The organism is Chlamydia poikilotherma, assembly GCF_900239975.1.
Classification (GTDB): domain Bacteria; phylum Chlamydiota; class Chlamydiia; order Chlamydiales; family Chlamydiaceae; genus Chlamydia; species Chlamydia poikilotherma.
Map to the genome: position 1 here is coordinate 756,806 of NZ_LS992154.1, position 26,126 is coordinate 782,931.

Consider the following 26,126-nt stretch of genomic DNA (forward strand, 5'->3'; position numbering starts at 1 on the left):
ATTTTAAAGACTTGAGCAATATCTGACACGCCTAGCTACACAAGATAAGATACATGATTCGATCTTAATTTGTATGTTGAAATACTTAACATTATACTATTTTATGGAGAACATAGCTTATACTTATTTCTTAATCCTGGGAAATGAGTAGTTTACTTTTTTTCTTTCTATAAAGTTAAAAGTGAATCAAACTAGTTCCTACGTAGTTATACTTATTCGTGTAGAATATCTCTCCTTATTTCCTAAATTATTGTGAGATCTATGCCCAGCCTGCCTATTCATATTTCTGGTATTACAGTTAGAAATCTAAAAAATATCTCCATAGAATTTCTTCCTGGGGAGATTGTCTTATTTACTGGAGTATCAGGATCTGGGAAATCTTCACTAGCCTTTGACACCATTTATGCAGCAGGAAGAAAACGGTATATAGCTACTCTACCGTCATTTTTTGCTACAACTCTATCTTCTCTACCTGATCCTACTGTAGAAAAAATCCAAGGATTATCTCCAACTATTGCTGTTAAGCAAAATCATTTTGCCTACCATGCGCACGCCACTGTTGGAAGCACCACAGAACTTTCTCAACATCTTGCTTTATTATTCTCCCTGGATGGAGAGGCTAGAGATCCTCATACAAAACAAGTCCTTCATTTACAAAGTAAGGAAAAGATTCTCGCCATACTTGCCAATATCCCTGATGGAACACAGGTAACAATTCTCACTCCTCTGATAGATAAAAGCATAAATTCTATTCAAGAATGTGTGAGGCAAGGGTATACAAAAATTCGTATAAACAATGTCATTTCTTCTATTTATCCCTTTCTCTCTTCTCCTTTTACTGAAGATACCCCTGTAGCTATTGTTATTGATTCTTTCATTAAAAATGAAAGTAACAATGCACGTATGAAAGTTAGTTTATTTTCGGCTCTTGATCTAGGGCAAGGGCATTGTTCTGTAAATACCGAGACATCTGAAGAAACCTTTTCAACACAGGTACACATTCCTGAAACCCAACAGACATATACACCATTAACACCACAGCTATTTTCTCCTCACAATCTCGAAGATCGTTGCATGAAGTGCCAGGGATCGGGAATTTATATCAGCATTAAAGATCCCTCTCTCATTCAAAATGACTTATCTATTCGGGAAAATTGTTGTAAGTTAGCAGGAAATTGCTCTACTTATTTCTATCAAGCCCTTTATCAAGCCCTTGCGGACACTTTAGATTTTAGTTTAGATACTCCATGGAGAGATCTTCCTAACTCTATCCAAAACACTTTCCTCTATGGTCAAAAGCATCTCATTCTTCCTGTACGTCTTTTTGATCCTGCATTAGGGAAAAAATCCCTATCACACAAACTTTGGAGAGGCATTCTTAATGATATTGGAGAAAAAGTCCGTTACGGAGCAAAACCCTCAAAATATATTCCTGAAGGCACAACAGCAACACTATGTGCTACATGTCAAGGAACCGGAATTGGAGAATATGCCTGTGCAGCCATATGGCAAGGAAAGACTTTCGTAGAATTTCAGAAAATGCCTCTCGATGAGTTTTTTTCTTTTACATCTTCTATAGCGACTTCATCCAATTCCGTTCGTGAAGTACTAGACGGTCTAAATAACCGCCTTTCTACATTGATCAACTTAGGACTTTCCTATCTTACTCCAGAAAGAACACTAGCAACATTATCAGGAGGAGAGCAAGAACGCACAGCTTTGGCTAAGCATTTAGGAGCTGAGTTATCAGGAATTACCTATATTCTCGATGAACCCTCAATAGGGCTACATCCTCGTGATACACATAAACTGATTCAAGTAATTCAAAAATTACGCGATCAGGGAAATACCATTCTTCTTGTTGAGCATGATGAGCAGATGATCTCTTTTGCTGATCGCATTATTGATATTGGTCCACGAGCAGGGATCTTCGGAGGCGAAGTATTATTTAACGGCTCACCACAAGATTTTTTAAAAACCGGTGATTCATTAACAGCAAACTATCTGCGACATGAACTTACTATAGACATCCCTGCAAGACGTCCTAGATCAAAAGCCACGCTTACACTTTCTCATGCCACGACAAATAATTTAAAAAATGTCACTATCTCCCTACCTCTAGAGAGAATAACGGCAGTAACGGGAGTTTCCGGATCAGGAAAATCTTCTTTAATTAACGATACACTAGTTCCTTCTATGGAACGCTTTATTCAAGGAGATGTAGATTCCCATTTATATGTAGAAGGGCGTGCAATAGAACGTGTTGTACATATTACTCGCGATCTTCCAGGTCGTTCGCAACGTTCTATTTCTCTAACGTATATTAAAGCTTTTGACGAGCTTCGAGAATTATTTTCCCAACAACCTAGAAGTAAACGCTTAGGACTAACAAAAGGTCATTTTAGTTTTAATCTTTCGTTAGGAGCCTGTACAGAATGTCAAGGTATAGGATCTATAATTCTTGATGATCATACCCAAATTCCCTGTCCACTCTGTCATGGAAAACGATTTCAATCTCAAATCTTAGAAGTACATTATCAAGGAAAGAATATCGCTGATATTTTAGACATGACAGCATATGAAGCTGAAAATTTTTTCATGTCTACCCCTCATATTCATGAAAAAATTCATGCATTATGCTCCTTAGGTCTTGATCATCTTCCTTTAGGGAGACCTTTATCAAGCCTATCAGGAGGAGAAATTCAAAGATTAAAACTCACCTATGAACTACTCGCTCCTTCTAAAAAATCCACACTTTATATTCTTGATGAGCCGACAACAGGATTGCATACTCACGACATTTATGCCCTTATTCATGTTCTCCAATCTCTCACTCAACAAGGACATACTGTAGTAATCATAGAACATAATATGCATATTGTGAAAATCGCTGATCATGTTATTGAACTTGGCCCTGAGGGAGGAAATCTCGGTGGATATCTCTTAGCCTCATGCACACCTGAAGAACTGATTGCTCTAAATACACCTACAGCAAAAGCTCTGCAGCCCTATTTTAAAAAGACTAAAGCTCTTCCTAAGCTAACTGAGAAATCTCAAAATAAGCATCTTCTCAAAGATATTTCTATCCAAGATGCCTATCATCACAATCTTAAACACATTGATATGACTCTCGCTCGCAATACTCTGACAACAATTTCGGGGCCTTCAGCATCAGGGAAACATTCTTTGGTCTTTGATATTCTTTATGCTGCAGGAAATATTGCTTATGCCGAATTATTTCCTTATTACGTTCGCCAAGCTCTTATTAAGAAAACCCCCCTACCACAAGTAGAAAGTGTTCGAGGATTGTCTCCGGTTGTTGCAATAAAAAAAACAGGAATACGAAAAAACTCAAGACATTCATTGGCATCATCTTTAGACATTACCAATGGTCTTGAAAAACTCTTTGCTCTACTAGGAAAGCCTCATTGCCCATTAACAGGTAAGCTCCTTGAAAAAATCACTCCACAAATAATTGTAGATAAACTTTTCCAAAAGCATGAAAATTCTTACGCAACAATAACAGCACCTATATCTCCTGAAGAAGACCTGTCCATCGCTTTGGACATGAAGAAAAAAGAGGGGTATTTAAAGCTCTTTGCTAATAATGAGATATATGATCTTGAAGAACGTCTTCCAGAAATTTTAGAAGATCCGGCAATCGTTATTCAACATACAAAAATTTCTAAAAATCATGAATCCTCTTTATTATCCTCATTAACTTTAGCTTTTTCACTATCGCCAACAATACGATTGCATATTCATGATCATGGGAAAGTAAAATATTCTCTATCTTACACTCTAGGTTGGCAAGATTCCTTAGAAAACAGTTATCCAAATATCACACGCAAACTCTTATCCCGAGAACATATTGAAGGACAATGTCAGCAATGTTGTGGATCAGGAAATGTCTTAAAACTCTCTTTAATGAAACATAAAGATAAAATTCTTAACTACTCTCCTACAGATCTCTTTAGGCTATTTTTCCCCGATAGTTCTCCAAAACATGTAGTTGATCTTATTGGAGAACTGAAAATTTCCTCATCTACGCAAATTCAAGATCTTGATATCCTTACTCAGGAAAAATTATTTCAAGGAACTCAAAAGCATGCGGGACTAGAGAGAATTCTCATGGAACAATTTAATCTTGTTCCCTCATGTCCTCTTTTACATCCTCTAATTATATCCGACACATGCCCAGCATGCTCAGGATGGGGAATCCACACTTATGCACAGCATGTGCGCATAGGCAAAACTTCTCTCATAGATATCTACCAAGAAGATACTAGCTTTCTCAAAGATCTTTTAACGACTATCCATGATGATCAAGCACAGCCTATCATTCAAGACCTGCAAAACCGCTTAGCATTCATTGATAAGGTCGGATTGAGCTATATTACTTTAGGGCAACAACAAGACACTTTAAGTGATGGTGAGCATTACCGCCTACATCTAGCAAAGAAAATCTCTACAAATCTTACAGATATTGTTTATCTTCTTGAAGATCCCCTATCAGGACTACATCCTCAAGATATTCCAACAGTAATAAAACTACTTAAAGAACTCGTCGCCAACAATAACACTGTTATTGCCACAGACCGTGATAATCTATTAAAACTTTACGCAGATCATACCATAGATTTAGGTCCAGGATCGGGACCTCAAGGAGGCTATCTAATAGCTCAACCACTATCATCTATAGAAGATTCTGATCGTAAAGAAGTTCTCTTTAAAGAAATTTTAAACGTGCACCTCTCAATTCACAATATTTCTAATCTTCGTGTACAAGCTCCCCTTTATAGTCTTGTGGCCATCGCTGGGGTATCGGGGTCTGGGAAAACTTCACTATTAACCGAAGGTTTTTATAAAAAGGCACAAAAACTTATAAATGCTGGAAATGAGCATTTCTTGAATGTAGTGTTCTTAGATTCTCATCCCCTATCTTCTTCACAAAGATCAGATATCAGTACATATTTTGATATTGCTCCGTGCCTGAGAAACTTTTACGCTTCGCTCACACAAGCAAAGGCCTTGAATATTACAGCAAGCATGCTTAGTACAAATACAAAACAGGGACAGTGTTCAGATTGCTTAGGTTTAGGATATCATCTAATAGATAGAGCTTTTTACGCTTTAGAAAAACGTACATGTCCTACATGTTCAGGATATCGCATTCAACCTCTATCTCAAGAAGTTATTTATGAAGGAAAACACTTTGGAAAGCTCTTACAAACTCCTATTGAACAGATCCTTACTATCTTTCCTTTTCTTCAAAAAATCCAAGCACCTCTAGAAGCTCTGATAGATTCGGGGCTTGGCTATCTTCCATTAGGTCAAAATCTCTCTTCCCTATCGCTAAGTGAAAAACTCTCTGTAAAAATTGCTCGGTTCCTCCATTTATCTCCTAAAGAACCCACGCTATTTCTCCTAGATGAAATAGCCACTTCCTTGGATATAAATAAGAAATGCCAACTGCAAAAGCTATTTCGCAGGCTAATATCCCAAGGACACTCTATTATCTATGTTGATCATGACATACAGTTGTTAAAACATGCCGACTATATTATAGAACTTGGACCTGGATCTGGAAAATATGGAGGAAAGGTGCTCTTTTCAGGACAACCTAAAGATATAGCGACTTCTAAAAAGTCGGTATTAAAAACATATATAGGTGAATTATAAAGGACGCTCTATAGAGAGGAGATCATAAGCAATACGACAATTGTCACGTTCTTCACTATTTCCTAAACAATGGAAAAAGATAAATTTCTGTAAAAGTAGTTGCCGACGTTCTTGATAACTCAGATGCTCTTCACAAATACCTAATGGGCTACAAAACACTCCAATTAATGCTCGCGGGAATACAGAATCTTCTCGACATCCTGAAAGATGTAAATAAGCTAATGAACTGTCCTCAACAAGTGCTAACCAGTAACCATAAAGAACAAAGGCAACGCTATTATCATCTATCCACAAAGATTCGTCATAATTAGATAAGAGATCGTAAACTTTACTCGCATCTTTCATCCACAAATAAGCAAGCACTTCATAAGACAAAAGATATTCATAACGCTGCTGAGGGGAAATATACTTTTCTACTAGTGGGGTAACTTTGAGAATCTCTTCACCTCTACCACGGATCAAAGCGTCTTTCGCAAACACATCAAACAAATATAAAATCAAAACGGGATCCAAATTTTCAATACGGTCAAAAACCTTTTCTGTAGATTCTCTAAGAGAAATAATCTTTAATCCTGAAAGAAAGAGTAGAAGCTGATCAGGGAGAATTTCTACGATTTCTTCAGTAAATGTCGTTGTTTGAATATTCTCACATAAAATTGCTGAGTATACTTTAATGAACTCTTTATTTCCTGAATCTGCAGCTGTATAAAAAATATCTGCAAGAGCACGATAATCTTTTACATCCCAGGATCTTTGAAATAACCCTGGAAGAAATGATGCAAACCCTGACCAATAACTCAATAGCAATTCCATTTTAGAAGAGCGGAAACCTATAGGAGAAATATCTAAGTTACAAAATAAAGTATCTTGAATCTTTCCATGTAAATTTTGAAGGAAACGCTCTTCCTCAGAAGAATTTATAGATTCAGGAGCAACATGAAGAGCAAGAAGCATAAAAACTAAAGAGATACGATGATGGCTATACAATGCTTCATGCAAACGATAGACAACATGATCACGAACACGAGAAATTTCTGGACGTTGACAATAGCGCTTTAAAGCTAATAATAAGCTTTTAACTTCTTCATTATACTCTTCTAATCTTCGATATACTAAAGCTTTACCGAGATACTCTAAAGGAGCTGCAATGCTATTGTGTAAAGTAGAGAACTCCTCGAGAGCTTGAGTAAACCCCGCAGCATCTTTACTTTCTGAGGCTTTTTCTAATAAAGCAATTCCTATACGAAATTGCGCTTCATACCCTTCCTTACGTCGTGGGAAGGATTCAACAATCCTACGATAAAATGTAATTGCACGATCATATAACTTTTCATTAAGAAAGGCATCAGGAACCGCTAAACAACTGACTTGTAAAGATCCGCTACTTTCTAAAACAACAATATTTCCACAAACATCAGCAACATCCTGAATGATCACCCCAATGCGTCCTCCCCGTGCAGGAAGATAATCCATATGAATCATCCAGACGATATTATTGATAATCAATGACAAACGGTGATTTTGCTTTTCAAAAGCTATGAAAAACTTGGCTTTATTTTCATCTATATTTCGGGAAGTTTTTTGTATCTCCAATCCATTTTTCACCAAGGATACAGACAATACATTTTCCTTAATGTGTAGCCAAAAACCATAACCATGATAGAAATCTCCGTGATCCACATCTTCAGAAGGAGGAAGTAAAATTCCAAAGCCCTCTTCTAATCCCTTCCTTAATAATGTATATTCCAGACGGACTTCAGAAAAACTTTCTATCTTGGAAATCGCTAGGCTATACCATAAAGCTGGTGATACCTCTAGCATTGGAAAATACTTAGATAATAAAATAGGTTCATGAAACTTCCAGCACTCTGCATCTTGAGTATGTAAAACAATCTTAGGGGTCCATTCGGGACTTCCTTGTAGATGTTGTTCTATATCTGCTTTCAAAGCACTTACAGAACGATAACGCACTTTAGGATCCGATGCTAAGGCTCTCATGACTACTTGAGAAAGAAAAGGAGGAATCTCTCGATGAGGGGCAATCTCTTCAGGAAAACTAATTTGATGACGAAGACTGATTTTCTCTCCCTTTTTCTTGCGATAGGGAAAAGATAATGTCAGCATCTGATAAAGAATTACCCCTAGAGCATAAATGTCTGTACTTTCTGAAGCTGGAGTGCCTCTCAAACGTTCAGGAGCCATATAGTCAGGAGTACCCACGATCTTACCAGGAATAGTCATATTGGAAAACAACGATCCCTCAATCGGAATATCAATATCTAAAAGGAAGTCTTCCTCCATTTCTTTAGATAATGCAGCTCCCCAATCTAAAATCACCACCTCACTAAAAAGCCCAAGCAAAATATTATCAGGCTTAAGATCTCGATGAAGAATGCCTCGAGAATGTACATATTCTACAGTAGAACAGATCTTATGAAAAATGGAGAGGAAAGTTCCTACTGATGTTTGCTCAGCAAGATCTTTAGGAAGGGAATCACATTGCCATACACTCTTTAGCAAACTCTTAAGAGTGTATCCCTCTATGTAAGGCATTGTGTAATAAACGGGATCACTATCGCTACAAATCGTAAAAACTGGAACAACCCCAGGATGGACAAGATCAGCAGCAATCTTCGCTTCTCTAAGAAAACGTTTTTTTAATAACTCATTATCAGAAAGATCCTCACGGATCCTCTTAAGAGCAACCTTACGAGAACAAACGGGATCATAGGCTAAATAAACCTCTCCCATACCCCCTTTACCGATCATTCTGATAATATCGTAACGCTGCAAAAGTGCTTTGTCCTCTAGTTCTAAGAAAACGACGCTAGCTTATCAAGAATACTTTGTAATTCCATACGATTATTTTTTAAAATTTCTTCTTTAGAACGTACAAGATCCGGATTAGCCTTTGCTCGGAAATTTTCACTATCCAATAAGCGTGAGACACTTTCGATAACGTTTTCCAAACGTGTTTTCTCTTTTTCTAGTCGATTTTTTTCTTTAATAATTTGTTCTATAGGAACAAATACCCCGAGACGAATACCTTCAACAACTCCTAAACTATAGACACGATCCTTAGGCTCTTCTATCAAATACTGAAGAGAAGCTACCCCACCAAGAGCACACATCATAGGCGCATAAGCCTCGATAGAAATTCCCTCAGGGCAAATAACAAATACTTCTAAAGGAGCTCTGGGATCTAGCTGCATTTCCCCACGAATATTCCTAATAGTATAAACTAACCTTTCTGCAAGAGCGAAAGATTCATGAAGATCCTTAGGAATAGGAATATCTATAGTTTGAGGATAAGGAGCCACTACATAAGATTCTGCTCGCAACATATCTAAAGCATGCCCTGTGATAGCATCAGCACATTGCTTATTAATCTCACCTAGCCGTTCCTTCAGCTTTAGAAATAGCGTTTCTGTAACAAAAGGAGTTATAGGATGTAAAACACCTAAAATATTCACCAGCAAAGCTGTTAATAACTTTTGCTTTGTAAGCCGATCTTCCTCTCTACCCTGCCTTCCATAAAGTATAGGCTTGATAATTTCTATGTATGTAGAACAGAAATCATTCCTAAAAAATTCATACGCCATAGTTGTTATCTTATCGAAAGCATAGTTTTGATATGCAGAATCCAACTGTTGCAACAACTGATTGAATCCATCAAGAATATAGTAATCTTCTAATCCTAAAAGAGTCGTATCTATACCGCTAGCAAGGTCTTCACTCGTTATATTAGAAATATGACCAAAGATAAACCTCGCTCCATTCCAAATCTTATTCGCAAAATTTTTGTATTCCTCAAACAGACGATAGTCAAGATCTATTTGCTCACCACGATTCGCACATGAACATAATGTCATACGAACAGCGTCAGCACCGTACTTAGCAATCATCTCTAAAGGATCAATAACATTACCCTTAGATTTGGAAAGCTTTTCCCATTTTGCCACAACATCTTTAGGAAGAGATTTTCCCATATCATAAGCATGTTTTTCTTCCCCAGAAATGTACGTCCATTCCCCAAGATCATTATAACGCTTGTAAGACTTACCAAAAATTAGTCCGTGCAAGAAAACATCATCAAAAGGTTTCTCTTCAACCATAGCACTGCAAAGCAGCACCATACGCGTCACCCAGAAAAATAGAATATCATGTCCAGTAATGAGAACCGCGGTAGGATAAAATTTCTCCAAATCTCCAGATTCCACATCAGGCCAACCTAAACATGTTAATGGCCAGAGCCCGGAAGAAAACCAAGTATCTAATACATCAGAATCTTGATACCAAGAATCAGGATCTTGAGCAATCTCTTCGGGAATTCCTTCACCATCATAACAGAGCATACGATCTTCATCACTCTTATGATACCATACAGGAATGCGATGTCCCCACCACAACTGCCGGCTAATGCACCAATCACGAAGGTTATTCACCCAAGAGAGATAATTCCGTTTAAATTCTGGAGGAAAAATCTTTATAGAAGCACTGGCTACAAATTCACGTAAAGAATCTCGAAAACTATCTATAGAAACAAACCATTGTTTCGATAAATATGGTTCGATAACCGCTCCCGAACGATAAGACACACCGAACCTCAGTTTATAAGGCTCTTTTTTGACAAACAGCCCCATAGCATCCAGTGCTGTAATAATATCTTCACGAGCTTTCTCTTTACTTAATCCTGCAAATATCCCCCCATTCTCATTGATCTCTCCATTAGGAGTCAGAATATTTACCATAGGTAAATTATGATTGATTCCCGTGCGGTAATCATCTCGATCATGGGCAGGAGTGATTTTTACAGCTCCAGTACCAAACAAAGGATCTACGAATATATCTCCAATTATAGGGATCTCGCGATCTACAAAAGGTAAGTGTACCTTAGCTCCTAATAAATGACTGTAACGCTGATCATCAGGGGAAATAGCGATGGCGGTATCCCCAAGTAATGTTTCTGGACGTGTAGTTGCTACAATGATTTCTTCATCACTATCGACTACTTTATAACGAATGTAGTAAAGCCAACCATCTTTCTCCTCATACTCTACTTCATCATCAGCGAGCGCTGTTTGCAAAACAGGATCCCAGTTAACAAGATAGTATCCTCTATAAATATGCCCCTTATCAAAAAGTACCTTGAAAGCTTTTTTTACAGCACGATTCGCTAACGGTTCCATAGTGAAACGTAATCGAGACCAGTCGCAAGAACATCCCAACTGACGCAACTGAGAAAGAATTACTCCCTCACTCTTCTCTTTCCATTCCCAAACATGTTTTAGGAACTCCTCTCGAGAAAAATCTATACGACGTTTACCCAAGGAAGAATATAAATGTCTTTCTACTACCGTCTGTGTAGCAATACCCGCATGATCTGTACCAGGAACCCAACATACCTCGAATCCCGACATACGCTTATAACGAATGAGAACATCTTGAAGAGTATTCACAAGCGCATGTCCCATATGCAAAATACCCGTAACATTCGGGGGAGGCATAATAATAGCGTAAAGGGGCTTATCACTTGCTGATTGAGCATTGAACATACCCGACTCTTCCCAAAAAGCATAAAGCTTTTCCTCTAATCCTTTAGGATCATAAGCCTTGGGAAATTCATCCTCTTCCATAATTCTATATCCAAATCTTTATAATATTTTTAGATGTCGCAATGGTAAAAACCTAGATCTAAGAAGCATCTACAGAAATAACTTCCATCCAAAGATGATGGCGTCTACTGACTATTTCTCTGTCTCCGCTAGATAAAGAAACCTTATAAGAAACAATACCCTGGCGCTCTTCGTAATCATCACCTTTCAGACAGTAAATACGATAACCAGAAAGTTGACGCACTTCATACGTCAATTTTTCTATCTTTCCATCACCATAGTACACCCAAAGATGTAGAGTTGCGGGGAGCATACTCTGCATCCGATAAGGCAGACTCCAGGTAACAACAACCTGCTGACCGAATATCTCATGAACACAGGCTTGTTCTATACCCAGGTGTGCCGCAGCCCTATAATCATTATCTACAAATTCTGTAAACGAGGATAACGAAGGTTGTGAACACGCTGATAAGCATAGTACTGATACCAGAGGAAATAGAACTATGGTCAATAAGATTTTAGAATAATAATAACGCAAAAACAAAAGCAAAGAGTGCAAACGATTCAACTATCCCAATAGATGCAAAAGATTTACCATAAATAGCTGAAGAACGCGCGTATGCTTGGATAGCACTTACACAACACTTCCCCTGCATTACAGCAGATATTAATAATGCTATACCAACAGAAAGCCCCATAGCAATAGCGCCTATAGCACCAACTTTACCATCTTTAACCCCATCTCTGAGTAAAAGCATGAAAATCAGTCCGTAGATAGATTGTGATGATGGCATCGCCGATAAGCCTATAATCTTTCCATGTCCCTCGTCTATTCGGGACATCACAGCATGTGAAGCCACCCCTGCCATACCACAACCAATGGCGCTGCCTATCATTGCTAAGCCCATGGCGAAAACAGGACCAACAACCGATAAATCAATCATTATGTACCTCTATATCTCAATAATAATATCTCAAGAAAACCTCGAAGAATCAGTTCTTTAGTTATCTTGTTTATAATGTAATTTTTCCAAAGATCACGGATTCTATCAAACCGTAGAATTATTACCTAAATCTATCCCTTGGAATCCACAACCTTATGACATACTACTTTCTTTAAAGGCTGTAGGAGCTTCCCACCCCCATCAAAACTGTAGTGATACCACTCAATAAAGTTTAATCTAAGTCCATGAATGACTCCTCCCATAATGGAAAGAAGTATATTCACCGAATGACCGAATAAAATGATAATAAAAGCTATAGCAGGAGGGAAACGGTTGCTAATCTGCACAATTGTTGTTCCTACCATAGCTCCTGCCAATCCTAATGCGTAGATACGCAGATAAGACAGAACATCTGAGAATACCTGAATAATCGCTGTAATCTCATCAATACCGCTAACACCACGTTGTAAAATAGCACCAGCAACTGCAAGAACTATACCTACAAATACCCCGTAATAACCAATTATTCCTCCGAGATCATAAGGAACGTGAAATAGATAATGAATCAGAGACACGGATTGCAAATACAAAGGTAGATATAGATAGGCTCCGCACATAAAAACAATCCATCCTAAGCCTGAATAACGCTGGCGCATATAACGCAACATTCCCAGGGCCATATGAATTACTCCAACAAATAACGCTAACTCCATTAGAATGTTATCTGTAAATTTATCATAGACAACAGCACGTGCCTCCATCTCTCCACTAGATTTTTCCGTGGCAAGAAGAAACTCTTCAGGACTTTGTTTATCTTTCAATAAAGGATGTTCATTGACTAACTCCTTATATCCTTTAGGATGCTTATCCAGATAATATTCTGCCTTTTTTAAAGCCAACATATGGGTAAGAGAATATTCTCGTAAAGGATTCGAAGGACTTATAGAAATCCCAAAAAATGATGTTGTGGCAAATCCCCAGAAAATACATCCCAACCCCAAAATGGAAAACATCTTTAAGAAACGTGCTAAGGACTTAGAACCTTTAAGCGAACGACGCGCTTTAAACGTTATGAAAAGCGAAGTTGCTAAAAAAACAAGTCCATAACCGCCGTCATTGACGATCATAGAGAAGAAGAAGAAAAACGAGATAAACACCCATAATGAAGGGTCTTTATCCGAAGATGCTGGTGTATCATAAATATTCACCAGATCTTCTCCGATACGTCCAAGACCACTGTTTTCTAAATATGTAGGAACAATCTCGTTAGGATCTGGAGCTACTTTATGTAAGCAAATATCAAACTGGTCACATAGTTGCTCCAGTTCTTGAATATGGTCAGAGATTACCCATCCTGAAACAGAAAAAATCTTACCATCAAAGAGCTCTTCCACACTATCTTCAGCATGTCTTAATCGTTGTTCATTATCATAATCACAAATCCCTTCAAGAACATCTTGACGATAAGCATAAAGTTCACAAATTCTCGATTTCTTAAGATGAATATCTCTTAAAAGAACTGATTCTTTAGATCGTAATTCGTTAACAGAGTTCGGAGCATCGATCTCTGTGAACAGATCTTTTGACAAGCCAACCACACCAATCACAGCATAGTAATCGAAATTATATGCCGTAGACAAGTAGAAGACGTTAGATTGCTCTACTTCTATATCTTGACCATCTACATGTTTTCGATAGAAAAATCTGATTGTCAATCCAGTTTTCCTTGTAAATTCGATAATATCATTAGAAGAAAATACCCCTAAAGGTTTAACTCTTAGAATCTCTTTCCTTAAAGCTTTCGTAGCTTCTGTTAAAGAGAGAAGCTCTTGATGGAGAGAAAATACTTCATCTAGTATCTGCTCAACAGTTAAATCCTCAGATTTTAACAAGGATAAATTAACCGAAGGATATTCCCTTTTCAAACAATTTAGAATTTTTAAACATTCAGAAAAACGACGCAATTTTTCAGAAGTAATAAATCTTTTATCAGAGATGAATTCAACTATTCCAAGTTCTCTACAAGCAGTAAAAAATTCTGATCGATTTCTTCCAATAAAGAGATACTTATCAACATTTACGCGCATTCGGATTCCTCCTTACGCTGCTGTATCTTTTTCTTAGCCATTTTTACTTGGCCAACATCTGTAATGCTGCGATCACTTAGGAAAATCGCAATTTTCTTAATCATTCGTGTGGTCTCTGGAATCAACTTTTTCTCGAAGAGATTTACACGAATGGATACATTTCTTAATTCTTCCTCTAGAATTCTTTGCTTTTCTGTAGCCACCTCAGAACGCACTTTATTAATTACAAACTCTCTAGAGTAGGCTACAAGCATATCAATCCAAATGGGAGTATCTAAAACAGAATAGGATGATTCAGCTAGGATTATATTTCTTACTACAGGAACTTCTACTCCTGTAATATTTTCATAATCCTTCTCAACTTTCTCTATCTTAAAACTATTTGTAATCGCATTAACATAAAGAGGAACACTATAAAGTTCTGCGAAAGCATAAATACTTGCTCTGGCTTCTTCACATGCTTGTATGCTCTCACTAGCCTCTCGGATAGCATTGGCAACTTCCACTTGCAACAGCGCTTTTTTTAATTTTAACGTCGGTAAATATGTTTCCAGACGTGAGAGTTTTACCTTCTCTAAACGATAGGCATTCTTTGTTAGCTTTATCTGTGAAGACATGACTTTGGCCAATACTTATTGATCAATTGTTCCTTTATTCCCACTTCTTCGGAATGGAAACTTTGGGCAAGAATTTTCCAACCAATATCTAAAGCTTCTTCTAAAGGAATATTTACCTCTAAACTCATTAATCGTGTTTCGAAAAGCTCAGCAAATGCCAGTAACTTTTTATCCCAATTTGATAACTTAAATCCCATAGACATTCTTTCAGCAGCTTTTCTAGAATCGGCATACAGCCGTATTAAAGAGTTTGCAAGATCTCCATGATCTTCTCGAGTTACCTTACCAATAACTAATTGCTTCAAACGAGATAAGGAACCAAACGGGTCAATACGATTATTTTTCAGATAAAACTGTCCTTCTGTAATGAATCCAGTGTTATCAGGAACAGGATGAGTAATATCATCCCCGGGCATTGTAGTGACACTAATTAAAGTAATAGATCCACCGTTTGTTATATCCACAGCTTTTTCATAACGCAATGCAAGATCTGAATATAAAGATCCTGGATATCCGCGGTTTGCAGGAATTTGATCCATAGTGATGGCAATTTCTTTTAAAGCATCTGCAAACGCCGTCATGTCTGTAAGTAAGACCAACACATTTTTATTATGATCTACAGCAAATTTCTCAGCACATGCTAAAGCCATATCAGGAATTAAAACACACTCTACAGGTGCATCTACAGCTTTATGAATAAACATCACACATTTATCTGCAAATCCCAATCTCTTGGATTCATCAACAAAAAAGCTATAGTCAACGAACGTTAATCCCATACCACCGATAATTACAATATCAGCATCTGTTTGCGCTGCAATACGCATCAATAAAGCATTGTGATTCTCTCCAGAAGAAGAAAAAATAGGAATCTTTTGCGACTTAACTAAACAATTGAAGACATCAATCATAGGAATATTAGTTTTCACCATATCCCTGGGCACAACACGACAAACAGGGTTAAATGTAGGTGTTGAGATTTCAATCGGATCACCGAAGCATTCTCCCTCACCATCAATCGGCTTACCTACACCATTTAAGCGTCTACCTATTAGAGATTCCCCATAAGTCACCTCCATAGAACGACCTAAAAAGATTACCCTATCTCCTGTTGATAATCCGGAAGTGCCACCAAAAACTTGTAAAGTCACTTTCTTAGCATCAAAGCGCAAAACAGAAGCGTATGAAGATCTTCCATCTACTCTTTCGATTTCCGCTAATTCGCCTAAACGCGCTCCCTCAGCTTCTACGGTTATTAAGTTTCCTTTGATGTCGGTAATTTTTGTATATATTGTCTGCATAACCTTACGCTGTTTGTACCATCTTCGTCTCTAATAACCTAAGAACTACTTCCATCCCTTCTTTGTATTCTTCAGAAAGAAACTTCTGTCCATTTAAGGTTTTGATTTTACTTTGCAGTTCAAGGAAAAAACTCCTCGCATTATCGGGACAATCAAAGCTAAATTTCGCTTCAAAAATACGACTCATTAATGAAAATAACTCAATTTGCCGATCAAAAGGACAATAACAATCTACAGCATCAAAAGCATTCTGTTGGAGATAACAAAAATCATATAACTCAGCTTTTAGGTAGATCTCCATATCATCCATGGGGATACCTTCTTCTCCAACGACTTCCATACGTTTACCAATTTCGGATCCTTCGCGAAGGAAGTAATTTGCTTTTTTGACTGCCTCTCCCCAACCTTGAATCTTATTCTCTAATATATCCCCAACTTGATCTAAATATTTTGACCACGAAATCATCGGATCAATAGAAGGATAACGTCGAGCATCAGCACGAGTCTTAGAAAGACCACAAAAAGCTCCTACTACAGATAAAGTGGCTTGTGTTACAGGCTCTTCAAAATTTCCTCCTGCAGGAGATACAGCACTACATATTGTCAAAGAACCTTCTGACCCATCTTTCATACGCACAGCACCACCACGCTCATAAAAAGCGGCTATTCTTGATGCTAGATAAGCTGGGAAAGCCTCTTCTCCTGGAATTTCTTCTAATCTTCCTGAGATTTCTCTCAATGCTTGAGCCCATCGCGACGTCGAATCAGCAAGTAAAAGCACATGTAGACCCATCTGTCTATAATATTCTGCAATAGTAATCCCCAGATAGATTGAAGATTCCCTAGCTGCTACAGGCATGGAAGAAGTATTACAAATAATACACGTTCTATGCATTAAAGACTTTCCGGTATGAGGATCTGTAAGGTGAGGGAATTCTTGTAATACCTCCACCACTTCACCAGCACGTTCTCCACATGCACAAAGAATAACAATATCTACAGCAGCATACTTAGATAAATGGTGTTGCAAAACTGTTTTTCCCGCACCAAACGGACCGGGAGTACAAAATGTCCCACCCTTCAATACAGGAATTTGCGTATCCAAAATACGTACACCTACGTCCATAATCTCATGACAGGGCACCTTATCTCCTTGGATAAATGCCTGCTTAATTGGCCACTTCTGAACCATAGTAAAGCTGTATTCTTTCCCATCTGCATCTCGAGCTTTAGCAATTACCGTATCAACGCTATAGCTACCTTCGGAAATTACCCAAGTAATGGTTACATCTTTAAAACAAGAAAACGGCACCATAATTTTATGGTTAAAGTACCCTTCTTTCACAAAACCTAGAGCATCCCCACGAAAAAGAATATCCCCTACAACAGCTTTTGGCGTATATTCCCACAATGTATGCTTACAAAGAGCATTAACATACTCTCCTCGTTTCAAAAAGAAGCTATTCTCTGCCAACACCTGTAGACGGTTTTGCAATCCGTCAAAAATTCCTTGTAACAATCCTGGACCTAATTCTGCTTCTAATAAGTGCCCTGAGAAAGTCACTAAAGCTCCTCGGCAAACGTCTTGAGTATCTTCAAAAACCTGAATTTTAACCTCTTGACCAATAACCTCAATAACTTCAGCTTTTAACCATGTGTCATTAACGCTAACATAAGCAACTTCTCCTTGACGCACGTGTCCATCAAAACGCACACGCAATAAATTGCCGTAGGCCTCTACAACATATCCCTGAGTTGTTTGTCCTGAAGTTGCTACCATGTGATTGCCTTTTCCATAGAATTAATAATGTTTTTGCCTTTCTCTAAATTTACCATACTATTGCGAATGGCAAATAAATATGCTGCAACCCTTGCTAAAACTGCATTTGCATCAAAATATTTATCACGATACATCTCCTCAATTTTATGAAACTCGTAAAGAGACAAGGTACGGTTCAATGTATGAGGTAAACGTCCATAATCTTGTAATACATCATTCAAATCTGAAAATTCTCCTGGAAGCTCGTAATTAGGAGCATCTTTTTGCATCAAAACTTGAAGTACTACAGGATCGGAGCTATCTTCATCTCTCAATACATAAGAGACATCAAGTTTCATAATTCGAGAGCGAAATCCTGCTAGAATAATGCGTAAATTTTGCTTGAACGTAAAATACGTACGAAGAAACTCAGAAGAGCTATGTTGGTAATGTGATAGAAATTCCCTAACTAATGAAGAAAAATTGTCCACACGCTCTTTAGGAGTCTTGTATTGCAAGAGAAAGTCCTTAAAAAAATCCTCAAATTCACAATCATCCGACCATTGTTGAAGATTCACCATACTCTCAACATTCTCTTGTGTTACGATACCATAAGAATGCGGCAAAGGTTTCCCGGACCAAAAAAAGGCAAAATTTTCAAAATCAAAAAAGCGTTTTAAAATAACGTAATACCCTAGATCTTGATCAGATAAATTTAAATGAAGTAGATCATCAAGAATATCAAAAGAATAGACGGGCCGAGACTCAGGAAACTGAGGAAGAAAAAACGACGATAAAAAGTAGTATTGAGTCATGGTAATAACTCTAAAATTGGTTAGGACTCCGCATTTGAGAAAAAAAACTAAGAGCCCTGAAATATCATTTCACGAAAATCTTTTTGCAAATAACGCATTAAAAGATCAAGCAAGGTATCCGAACTAAGATCTAAAACCCAGTTCTTGTCTTCAACTTTTAATTGAACACCGCCGATAAATTTACCGATAGCTACTCCCTTACCTTTGAGTTTTGCTAATACGGATTTTCCTAGGAGTTCATTAACAGCTCTTGTCGCCACGTGTTTACCGATATAAGCTGTAAGATCCCCGGAAATGCCTTGGTCTTCTATAGCCTGTATCAACGCTGCAACAAGTTTAGCAGACGCCTCTGGATCAGCTAAAGCATTGTCTAGCCATTCCGCTAAGGATTCTTTAAAGACTTTGTTTTCTATAGCTTGTTTTAAACTTTCTAAGGAACGCTTTCCTGCTTGAGCTAAAGCAGACTCTCCTTGTTTTAGCTTACTGTCAACTTCTTGTTGAGCTGAAGCAATAACCTGAGCAGCTCGTTCCTGAGCTTCGTCAATTATCCTTTTCGCCTGTTCCTTTGCATTACGCACAATAGCGTCCGCTTCATCTTCAGCAGGCTTTAAAGTTTCTATTCGTAGAGCATCGCAGATTTGCTTTAATTTGTCTTCTGCACCGAGATCTGCCATATCATTGCTACCATGAGAAAACAGCGTTTATCTTAAAAAAAAATTCGATTATAATCCAACAGGTTATAGCATTAGATCATTTAAATAAAATTAAATAAAAGATTCCCATGAAACTTCATGCTCTTATTTCTTTTCTGTTTGCTAGTTTTTCTCTCATAGCAAGTGCAAATCCTCAAATACAAAGAATACCACAAAACAACGCAAAACAGTCTTACAGATCTCCCTCAAGCGTTTCCCAACGAAGAGCATTGAAAAGATCACAAACTATTGTTCCTAATGGAACTGCTTCACGCTATGTTGCAAAAAAAGCGAATAAAAATAGAAGAACAACAAAGACAGAAGAAGCAAAACACTTAGTTTCATGGATTTCTTATTCTAGTGATGCGTATTCAATTCGCATTCCAAATAACTGGCAATGTATAAATGATAAAACACAACTCCCTGAAAAACTGGATGTAGTGTTTATTGGACAAGGAATAGGCTCGTTAACTCCTACGATCAATATTTCTCAAGAAATTACATCTAAAAATCAAACTGAATATATTGGAGAGATCCTTGCATATCATAAAGCTAATGAAATGACGTTAGAATCTTCTGTATTCACTCACATTCAATCTGCTAACGGGGAATTCACTATTATTAAAACAGAAAAAAATTCTTCTTGGGGCAAGGTTTTTTGCCTGCAAGGAGTTGCGGTTATCAACCATAAAGCCTATATTTTTACAAGCACAGCCACCTTGGATGATTATCCCAATGTGTCTTTGATTTTCTTAAAAACAGTTTCTTCATTTAAGATTTCGGCAAAAGAAGCAACTTCTGGAGACGCAATCCTCGAAGAAGCTTTGAAAGCTCTTCAAGCAGAAATAGAATAATATTCAGAATTTTTAAACTAAGTACGCATTCTCTTTATGTAAGACTTCTCTTTTAAGAGCATCGAAAATAAAGCGAATTGCTATCTTCTTCCCTTCATCAATAGTTAAATTGAAAACCACGGGGAATCTTGAAAAGAGCAGTTGGAAAGGGATCTCTACAGCACTATCTTGAATAGAGACAGAAACAGCAGCATTTCCTAAGATAGATGAGGCTTCATGAATCCTCAAACATAATGCAGCGAATTGACGAATAGAGTTTCGCATTGATGGGTCGAAGGTATATGTAGAAGAACAACAACTACAAGCTAGGACTTCCTCCAAGCTAAATACAGAAAAAGAAACTTCTCCTTCGCAGCAGCACGGACAGGAAAAAACAAGTAACGAGTTATAGTTCATCTTATCTTCTTTAATTTGCCTTTAAAGTACTTATATCAACTCAAAGACAGTTTTTCTTACGCATCTTGGGCAGCTATTTGCTTAATGAATTCTGTAACCGCTGCTTCAAGAATTTGAGTATCACCAGAAAATATACGAATACCCTCAGCAAGTTTCTCGGTAGCCATAGCATCTTCATTCATTAAGAAACGAAATACACTTTCTGTCAATTCAACAGATTGAACATCTAATTTCTTAGCAGCTGTAACATCTAATTTTTTTGTAACCGCTGATTGATCCTTTTTCAATTCATCTAACAACTTCGGAGAAACTGTTAGCAAATCACATCCTGCTAGAGCTAATACCTGTTCTTTAGAACGGAAAGAGGCCGCCATGATTTGTGTAGGAATATCAAACTTCTTATAATATGTATAGATATTGGACACAGAAGCTACACCTGGATCGGCTTCTATAGAGTAACCCTCGTCTCCATAAGCAGCTATCCACCAATCATAAATACGACCAACAAACGGTGAAATCAATGTTGCTTTTGCTTGAGCAGCAGCAATAGCCTGAATCAAATTAAAAACAAGAGTGACATTACAAGCAATACCTTGTTTTTCTAGAACTTCTACAGCTTGAATTCCTTCCCAAGTACCAGGAATTTTAACTAAAAGACGTTTCTTATCACCACCAGCAGCAGCAAATAATTCACTTAGGAAAATAGCTCTTTGAATCATTGCTTCTGTATTAAACGAAAGGCGCGCATCAATTTCCAAAGAAACCCTACCCGGAATACAGTTAAGAATTTCCAAACCAAAATTCACCTGTATTTTGTCTAAAACAAAAGTTAAAGTTTGAATGTCATCGCCGTTTTGTCGAATTCCCCAAGCAATCGCTTCGGTTAGCAATTCTTGATACTTCGGCTCTTGCGCAACTTTAAGAATAAGAGATGGATTCGTCGTTGCATCTTGAGATCCTGAAAACTTAACTAACTCTGGATCACCAGTATCACAAACAAGAACACTCAAGAGTTTTAGTTGCTCGAATTGGCTAGACATAAGCACCCTATTATCACTATTCGTCTTTCGGTGAGGCTACCAAAAAAAAACATTACTATCAAGGAGGTTATGAATCAAAACTTAACCTCCTACTCCGATCATTAAAGCCTAAAGCCTAGCTAACAAGCGCATTCAGATTCGCTTACAAAGTCAAAAACAAGATCCTCTTGTTCTTTTTCTAAGTATTGTTTAATCCGCTTATGCGTATCGAACCCAGTACCGCCAGGAATCATATGCCCCATAATGACATTTTCTTTGAACCCTAAGAGATAGTCAGTTTTACTACTGCAAGCAGCATCAGTTAATACCCGAGTCGTATCTTGGAAGGATGCCGCAGAAATAAAGGATTCTGTACCCAACGAAGCTTTGGTAATTCCTAACAATACAGGAACAGCTTGAGCTGGTTTACCACCATCTTCTTCTGTACGTCTATTTTCTTCGTAAAACTCTTTCTTATTAACTTCTTCACCAAAGAGTAAAGTTGTATCGCCTGGATCAGTAATCCGAACTTTTTGTAACATCTGACGAACAATAATTTCAATATGTTTATCATTAATGTCCACACCTTGTAGACGATAAACTTCTTGAACTTCGTTTACCAAATACTTCTGTAATTCACGAACACCACAGATTTCTAAGATTTCATGAGGAACAACCAAACCATCTGTAAGCTGTTGCCCTTTCATCACATTATCTCCACGTTGAACAATCAAGTGTTTGGTCAATGGAATAAGATGTTCTTCTTCCATTCCTGTGATTTCATCACGAACAACAAGAATACGTTTATTCTTCTGAATTCCTTTAAAATCTACAACACCATCAATCTTAGCAATATCTGCGGCATCTTCGGGCTTTCTAGCTTCAACCAGTTCAGCAACCCTAGGTAAACCACCAGTAATATCCTTAGTCTTAATTGCTCCACGAGGTAATCTAGCTAACAACATACCCGGATCGACTTGTTGGTTTTCTTCCACAGAAATAATAGCTCCGGAAGGAATCGCGTATGTTCCAACCAATTCTGTTAAGCCAGCATCAGAGTAAATAGCAATTTGAGGATGTAATTCCCCACGATGTTGTTTAACAATAAGTTCAACTAATCCTGTATTTTTATTGACGACTTTCTCTGTAGAAATACCTTCTACTAAGTCTTCATATTTTATAAAACCAGGTTTATCGCAGATAATTGGGATATTATGTAGTTCAACTTCCGCTATTCTTTGACCCGAAGATATCTTCTCACCATCGCCAACTAAAATCTTCACACCAACCTCTACTGGATAAGTCTCTAAACTTTCTATAGATTTGGTACTTAAAAGTTTCTTATATTCTTCTAGATTACGTCCTTCGTCACGAACAATATGAATAGCTCCCTTCTTGTTCAATACAAGATGGTTTCCATCTTGACCTACAACCACTCGTAGATCCATATACACCAAAATACCGTCATTATCTGTAACAATTTCTGGAGTTGAGGATGTCGCAGCAATACCTCCAAGGTGGAACGTTCTCATTGTCAACTGTGTTCCCGGTTCCCCAATGGATTGGGCAGCAATAATACCTACAGCTTCCCCTAAACCAATAAGACGACCATTAGCGAGATTTAATCCATAGCATTTAGCGCAAACACCACGACGGCTTTCACAAGTAAGTGTGGAACGAATTTTAATGCTTTCAATACCAGCATCGTCGATAAGCTCTGCTTGAGCAGATGTAACAACATCTCCGTTCTTAGCAAGAAGCTTGCTCTTATCTCCTGGCTGATAAATATCTTCCGACACTGTACGACCATAGATACGATCTTTCAAGGGTAAAAGCTCTTCAGAGCCTTGGCGAATCGCAGAAATTTCAATATGATTCAAGGTTCCACAGTCTTTCTCTGTAATAATCACATCTTGAGCTACGTCAACAAGTCTTCGAGTTAAGTATCCGGAGTCCGCTGTTTTTAAGGCGGTATCGGCTAAACCTTTTCTAGCACCGTGAGAGGAAATGGAGTATTCAAGAACTGTTAATCCTTCGCGGAAATTCGAAGTAATAGGTGATTCAATAATTGCTCCGTTTGGCTTCGCCATCAAACCACGTAAGGCTCCTAACTGTTTTAACTGAGACTTATTACCTCGAGCTCCAGAGTCAATCATCAAGAATAAAGGATTGTGCTTACTCTTCGCTTGTTTGCTGATCTCAACATAAAGAGCGTCTGACAATAACTCGGAAACTTCTGTCCAAATACTAATAGTTTTGGAATGACGTTCCCCATCCGTGATAATACCATCATCATATTGCTTCTTAACAACTGCAACTTTATCGTAAGCTTCTTTAAGAATATCACTCTTAATTTCAGGAATTCTAACATCCTTTAATCCCATAGAAATCGCAGCTTTCGTTGCTTGGATAAATCCTAAATCTTTAAGATCATCTAAAAAACGCACAGTAGCTTCAAGACCGACTTTCTTATAACATTGTAAAATTAATTCACTGATACGCTTACTTGGCATACTATAATTTTGAAATCCTAATTCCTTGGGAACAATTCTATTAAACAGAACTCTTCCTGGGGTGGTTTCAATAATCTGACCATCGATACGCACTTTAATTTTTTCATGAATATGGATACCGCGTCCGGTTTCATCACAACGATTACCTATACGTTCATCGAGAAATCCACCTGTATACAATGCTCGCAATACTTCAGTAAGATCTCTGAAGATCTTAATTTTCCCTCCGTGATCTTCTGGGAAATACGTAGGATCAGCCATTAGATAATAAATACCTAATGTCATGTCTTTAGAAGGTGTTGCAACAGGTTTTCCTGAAGATGGTAAAAAGATATTATCAGGAGCCATCATCAAAACCTTAGCTTCTAGCTGTGCTTCGATAGATAATGGCACGTGAACAGCCATTTGGTCTCCGTCAAAGTCAGCGTTGAAAGCTGCGCATACTAATGGGTGGACACGAATCGCTTTACCTTCAATCAATACGGGTTCAAAAGCTTGTATCCCTAAACGGTGAAGAGTGGGTGCTCGGTTAAGCAATACGGGATGACCTTTAATAATTTCTTCTAAAACATCCCAAACTTCAGGAGCTCCGCGTTGAATCATTTTCTTAGCAGAACGGATAGTATAGACACTACCTTGATCTTTGAGTCTTTTAATGATAAACGGCTCGAACAATTCAAGAGCCATTTCTTTAGGCAGACCGCATTGATTAAATTTCAATTCAGGACCAACGATAATAACAGAACGTCCAGAATAGTCGACTCTCTTACCCAAGAGGTTTTGTCGGAAGCGTCCATTTTTCCCTTTCAACATTTCAGAAAGAGATTTTAAAGGACGATTTCCTGCTCCCATTACAGGATGTCCGTGACGACCATTATCAAATAACGCATCCACTGCTTCCTGTAGCATACGTTTTTCATTACGAACAATCACTTCCGGAGTTTTTAATCTTAAAATAGCCTTCAAACGATTGTTACGATTGATTACACGACGATATAAATCGTTTAAATCAGAAGTAGCAAACCTTCCACCATCTAAGGGAACTAATGGACGAAGATCAGGTGGAACAACAGGAACGCTTTTTAAAACCATCCATTCAGGATGATTAGAAGAGGAAACAAAACCTTCAATAATCTTTAATCGTTTAGCAAGTTTCATTCTAGCTTGCTGAGATTTTGTTTTTCGCAAACGATCCTTAAGCTCTTTTAATAAACTTTGAAGATCCTCTGATTTTAATAAATCATAGATAGCTTCTCCACCCATTTTAGCTACAAAAGCATCTTTACCCCACTTCTCAATGACTTCTCGATATTGAGCGTCATTTAAAAGCTGTTTCTTATTTAGATCTGTCTTACCTGGATCGATAACTACGTATTCTTCATAATAGATAATCCTTTCAAGATCAGATGCAGTCATTCCTAAGACATTACCTATTCTTGAAGGTGTAGTCTTGAAAAACCATATATGCACAATAGGTACTGCTAGCTCTATATGAGCCATACGTTCACGACGCACTTTAGAAAGAGTCACCTCTACTCCGCAGCGATCACAAACAATCCCTTTGTGTTTTATCTTCTTATATTTACCACAACAACATTCCCAATCCTTTGTAGGACCGAAAATCTTTTCGCAAAATAGTCCACCCTTTTCAGGTTTAAACGTACGGTAATTGATTGTTTCAGGCTTCTTAATTTCCCCACAAGACCACTTATCGCGAATAGTAATATCTGAGGCAATCCCAATTTCTAATTTATCAAATAGCCCCTCTTTAGATAGAGCGACATTGTCTCGAGAACCTTCTCCGAACATTATTGTTTTTCTCCAATAAGTGA

General features: G+C 37.7%; 15 protein-coding genes. 2 read left to right on the forward strand and 13 right to left on the reverse strand.

What is annotated here, in order from left to right; all coding sequences use genetic code 11:
- The first annotated feature begins 261 nt into the window (after positions 1 to 261).
- On the forward strand, positions 262 to 5,682 hold the full coding sequence (gene uvrA / locus C10C_RS03410) for an excinuclease ABC subunit UvrA (RefSeq protein WP_117274440.1): 5,421 nt from the start codon (positions 262 to 264) through the stop codon (positions 5,680 to 5,682).
- Here uvrA and pknD read toward each other — a convergent pair.
- The 10 genes from pknD to C10C_RS03460 form a co-directional block, all read right to left on the reverse strand.
- Positions 5,677 to 8,475, reverse strand: a complete 2,799-nt coding sequence (gene pknD / locus C10C_RS03415) for a serine/threonine-protein kinase PknD (protein WP_117274441.1) — start codon at positions 8,473 to 8,475, stop codon at positions 5,677 to 5,679. The genes uvrA and pknD overlap by 6 nt on opposite strands.
- Positions 8,476 to 8,495: 20 nt before the next feature.
- Positions 8,496 to 11,318 (reverse strand): valine--tRNA ligase, encoded by a 2,823-nt coding sequence (locus C10C_RS03420; RefSeq protein ID WP_117274442.1) that lies wholly within the window; start codon positions 11,316 to 11,318, stop codon positions 8,496 to 8,498.
- Positions 11,319 to 11,376: 58 nt separating this feature from the next.
- Positions 11,377 to 11,856, reverse strand: coding sequence for a hypothetical protein (locus tag C10C_RS03425; RefSeq protein WP_117274443.1), 480 nt, complete (start codon positions 11,854 to 11,856; stop codon positions 11,377 to 11,379).
- Positions 11,816 to 12,241, reverse strand: a complete 426-nt coding sequence (locus tag C10C_RS03430; RefSeq protein ID WP_117274444.1) for an ATP synthase subunit C — start codon at positions 12,239 to 12,241, stop codon at positions 11,816 to 11,818. Before C10C_RS03430 ends, C10C_RS03425 begins: the two co-directional genes overlap by 41 nt.
- Positions 12,242 to 12,372: 131 nt before the next feature.
- The gene (locus C10C_RS03435; protein WP_117274445.1) at positions 12,373 to 14,328 is read right to left on the reverse strand and encodes a V-type ATP synthase subunit I; all 1,956 of its coding nucleotides are present in this window, start codon (positions 14,326 to 14,328) and stop codon (positions 12,373 to 12,375) included.
- Positions 14,319 to 14,945 carry a V-type ATP synthase subunit D gene (locus C10C_RS03440; RefSeq protein WP_117274446.1) on the reverse strand — a complete coding sequence of 209 codons (627 nt, stop codon included), beginning with the start codon at positions 14,943 to 14,945 and terminating at the stop codon, positions 14,319 to 14,321. The genes C10C_RS03435 and C10C_RS03440 overlap by 10 nt, the downstream gene beginning before the upstream one ends.
- The gene (locus C10C_RS03445) at positions 14,930 to 16,246 is read right to left on the reverse strand and encodes a V-type ATP synthase subunit B (protein ID WP_117274447.1); all 1,317 of its coding nucleotides are present in this window, start codon (positions 16,244 to 16,246) and stop codon (positions 14,930 to 14,932) included. The genes C10C_RS03440 and C10C_RS03445 overlap by 16 nt, the downstream gene beginning before the upstream one ends.
- Before the next feature lie 4 nt (positions 16,247 to 16,250).
- Positions 16,251 to 18,026: a V-type ATP synthase subunit A gene (locus C10C_RS03450; RefSeq protein WP_117274448.1), complete on the reverse strand. Its 1,776-nt coding sequence runs from the start codon at positions 18,024 to 18,026 to the stop codon at positions 16,251 to 16,253.
- A complete protein-coding gene (locus C10C_RS03455) occupies positions 18,020 to 18,820 on the reverse strand; it encodes a DUF2764 family protein (protein ID WP_117274449.1) in 801 nt (266 codons plus the stop codon). Before C10C_RS03455 ends, C10C_RS03450 begins: the two co-directional genes overlap by 7 nt.
- Positions 18,821 to 18,867: 47 nt before the next feature.
- Positions 18,868 to 19,494 carry a V-type ATP synthase subunit E gene (locus tag C10C_RS03460; RefSeq protein WP_117274450.1) on the reverse strand — a complete coding sequence of 209 codons (627 nt, stop codon included), beginning with the start codon at positions 19,492 to 19,494 and terminating at the stop codon, positions 18,868 to 18,870.
- Positions 19,495 to 19,601: 107 nt separating this feature from the next.
- Here C10C_RS03460 and C10C_RS03465 point away from each other — a divergent pair, with 107 nt between their 5' ends.
- A complete protein-coding gene (locus C10C_RS03465) occupies positions 19,602 to 20,366 on the forward strand; it encodes a hypothetical protein (protein WP_117274451.1) in 765 nt (254 codons plus the stop codon).
- A gap of 12 nt (positions 20,367 to 20,378) precedes the next feature.
- Here the strand turns inward: C10C_RS03465 and C10C_RS03470 are convergent, their stop codons facing one another.
- From C10C_RS03470 to rpoC, 3 genes are all read right to left on the reverse strand, one after another.
- Positions 20,379 to 20,762 (reverse strand): ferredoxin, encoded by a 384-nt coding sequence (locus C10C_RS03470; RefSeq protein ID WP_117274452.1) that lies wholly within the window; start codon positions 20,760 to 20,762, stop codon positions 20,379 to 20,381.
- Positions 20,763 to 20,818: 56 nt separating this feature from the next.
- Entirely contained in the window at positions 20,819 to 21,802 is a 984-nt protein-coding gene (gene tal / locus C10C_RS03475) for a transaldolase (protein WP_117274453.1), read from the reverse strand.
- A 119-nt stretch (positions 21,803 to 21,921) separates the two neighbouring features.
- The gene (gene rpoC / locus C10C_RS03480; RefSeq protein ID WP_117274454.1) at positions 21,922 to 26,103 is read right to left on the reverse strand and encodes a DNA-directed RNA polymerase subunit beta'; all 4,182 of its coding nucleotides are present in this window, start codon (positions 26,101 to 26,103) and stop codon (positions 21,922 to 21,924) included.
- Positions 26,104 to 26,126 lie beyond the last annotated feature (23 nt).

Bases quoted from the DNA above. Each gene is read 5' to 3' on its own strand.
- C10C_RS03440 (WP_117274446.1), bottom strand. From the start codon at position 14,945: ATGTCTTCACAGATAAAGCTAACAAAGAATGCCTATCGTTTAGAGAAG.
- rpoC (WP_117274454.1), bottom strand. From the start codon at position 26,103: ATGTTCGGAGAAGGTTCTCGAGACAATGTCGCTCTATCTAAAGAGGGG.
- C10C_RS03445 (WP_117274447.1), bottom strand. From the start codon at position 16,246: ATGCAGACAATATATACAAAAATTACCGACATCAAAGGAAACTTAATA.
- C10C_RS03460 (WP_117274450.1), bottom strand. From the start codon at position 19,494: ATGGCAGATCTCGGTGCAGAAGACAAATTAAAGCAAATCTGCGATGCT.
- C10C_RS03455 (WP_117274449.1), bottom strand. From the start codon at position 18,820: ATGACTCAATACTACTTTTTATCGTCGTTTTTTCTTCCTCAGTTTCCT.
- C10C_RS03430 (WP_117274444.1), bottom strand. From the start codon at position 12,241: ATGATTGATTTATCGGTTGTTGGTCCTGTTTTCGCCATGGGCTTAGCA.
- C10C_RS03435 (WP_117274445.1), bottom strand. From the start codon at position 14,328: ATGCGCGTAAATGTTGATAAGTATCTCTTTATTGGAAGAAATCGATCA.
- C10C_RS03420 (WP_117274442.1), bottom strand. From the start codon at position 11,318: ATGGAAGAGGATGAATTTCCCAAGGCTTATGATCCTAAAGGATTAGAG.
- tal (WP_117274453.1), bottom strand. From the start codon at position 21,802: ATGTCTAGCCAATTCGAGCAACTAAAACTCTTGAGTGTTCTTGTTTGT.
- C10C_RS03470 (WP_117274452.1), bottom strand. From the start codon at position 20,762: ATGAACTATAACTCGTTACTTGTTTTTTCCTGTCCGTGCTGCTGCGAA.
- C10C_RS03465 (WP_117274451.1), top strand. From the start codon at position 19,602: ATGAAACTTCATGCTCTTATTTCTTTTCTGTTTGCTAGTTTTTCTCTC.
- uvrA (WP_117274440.1), top strand. From the start codon at position 262: ATGCCCAGCCTGCCTATTCATATTTCTGGTATTACAGTTAGAAATCTA.
- C10C_RS03450 (WP_117274448.1), bottom strand. From the start codon at position 18,026: ATGGTAGCAACTTCAGGACAAACAACTCAGGGATATGTTGTAGAGGCC.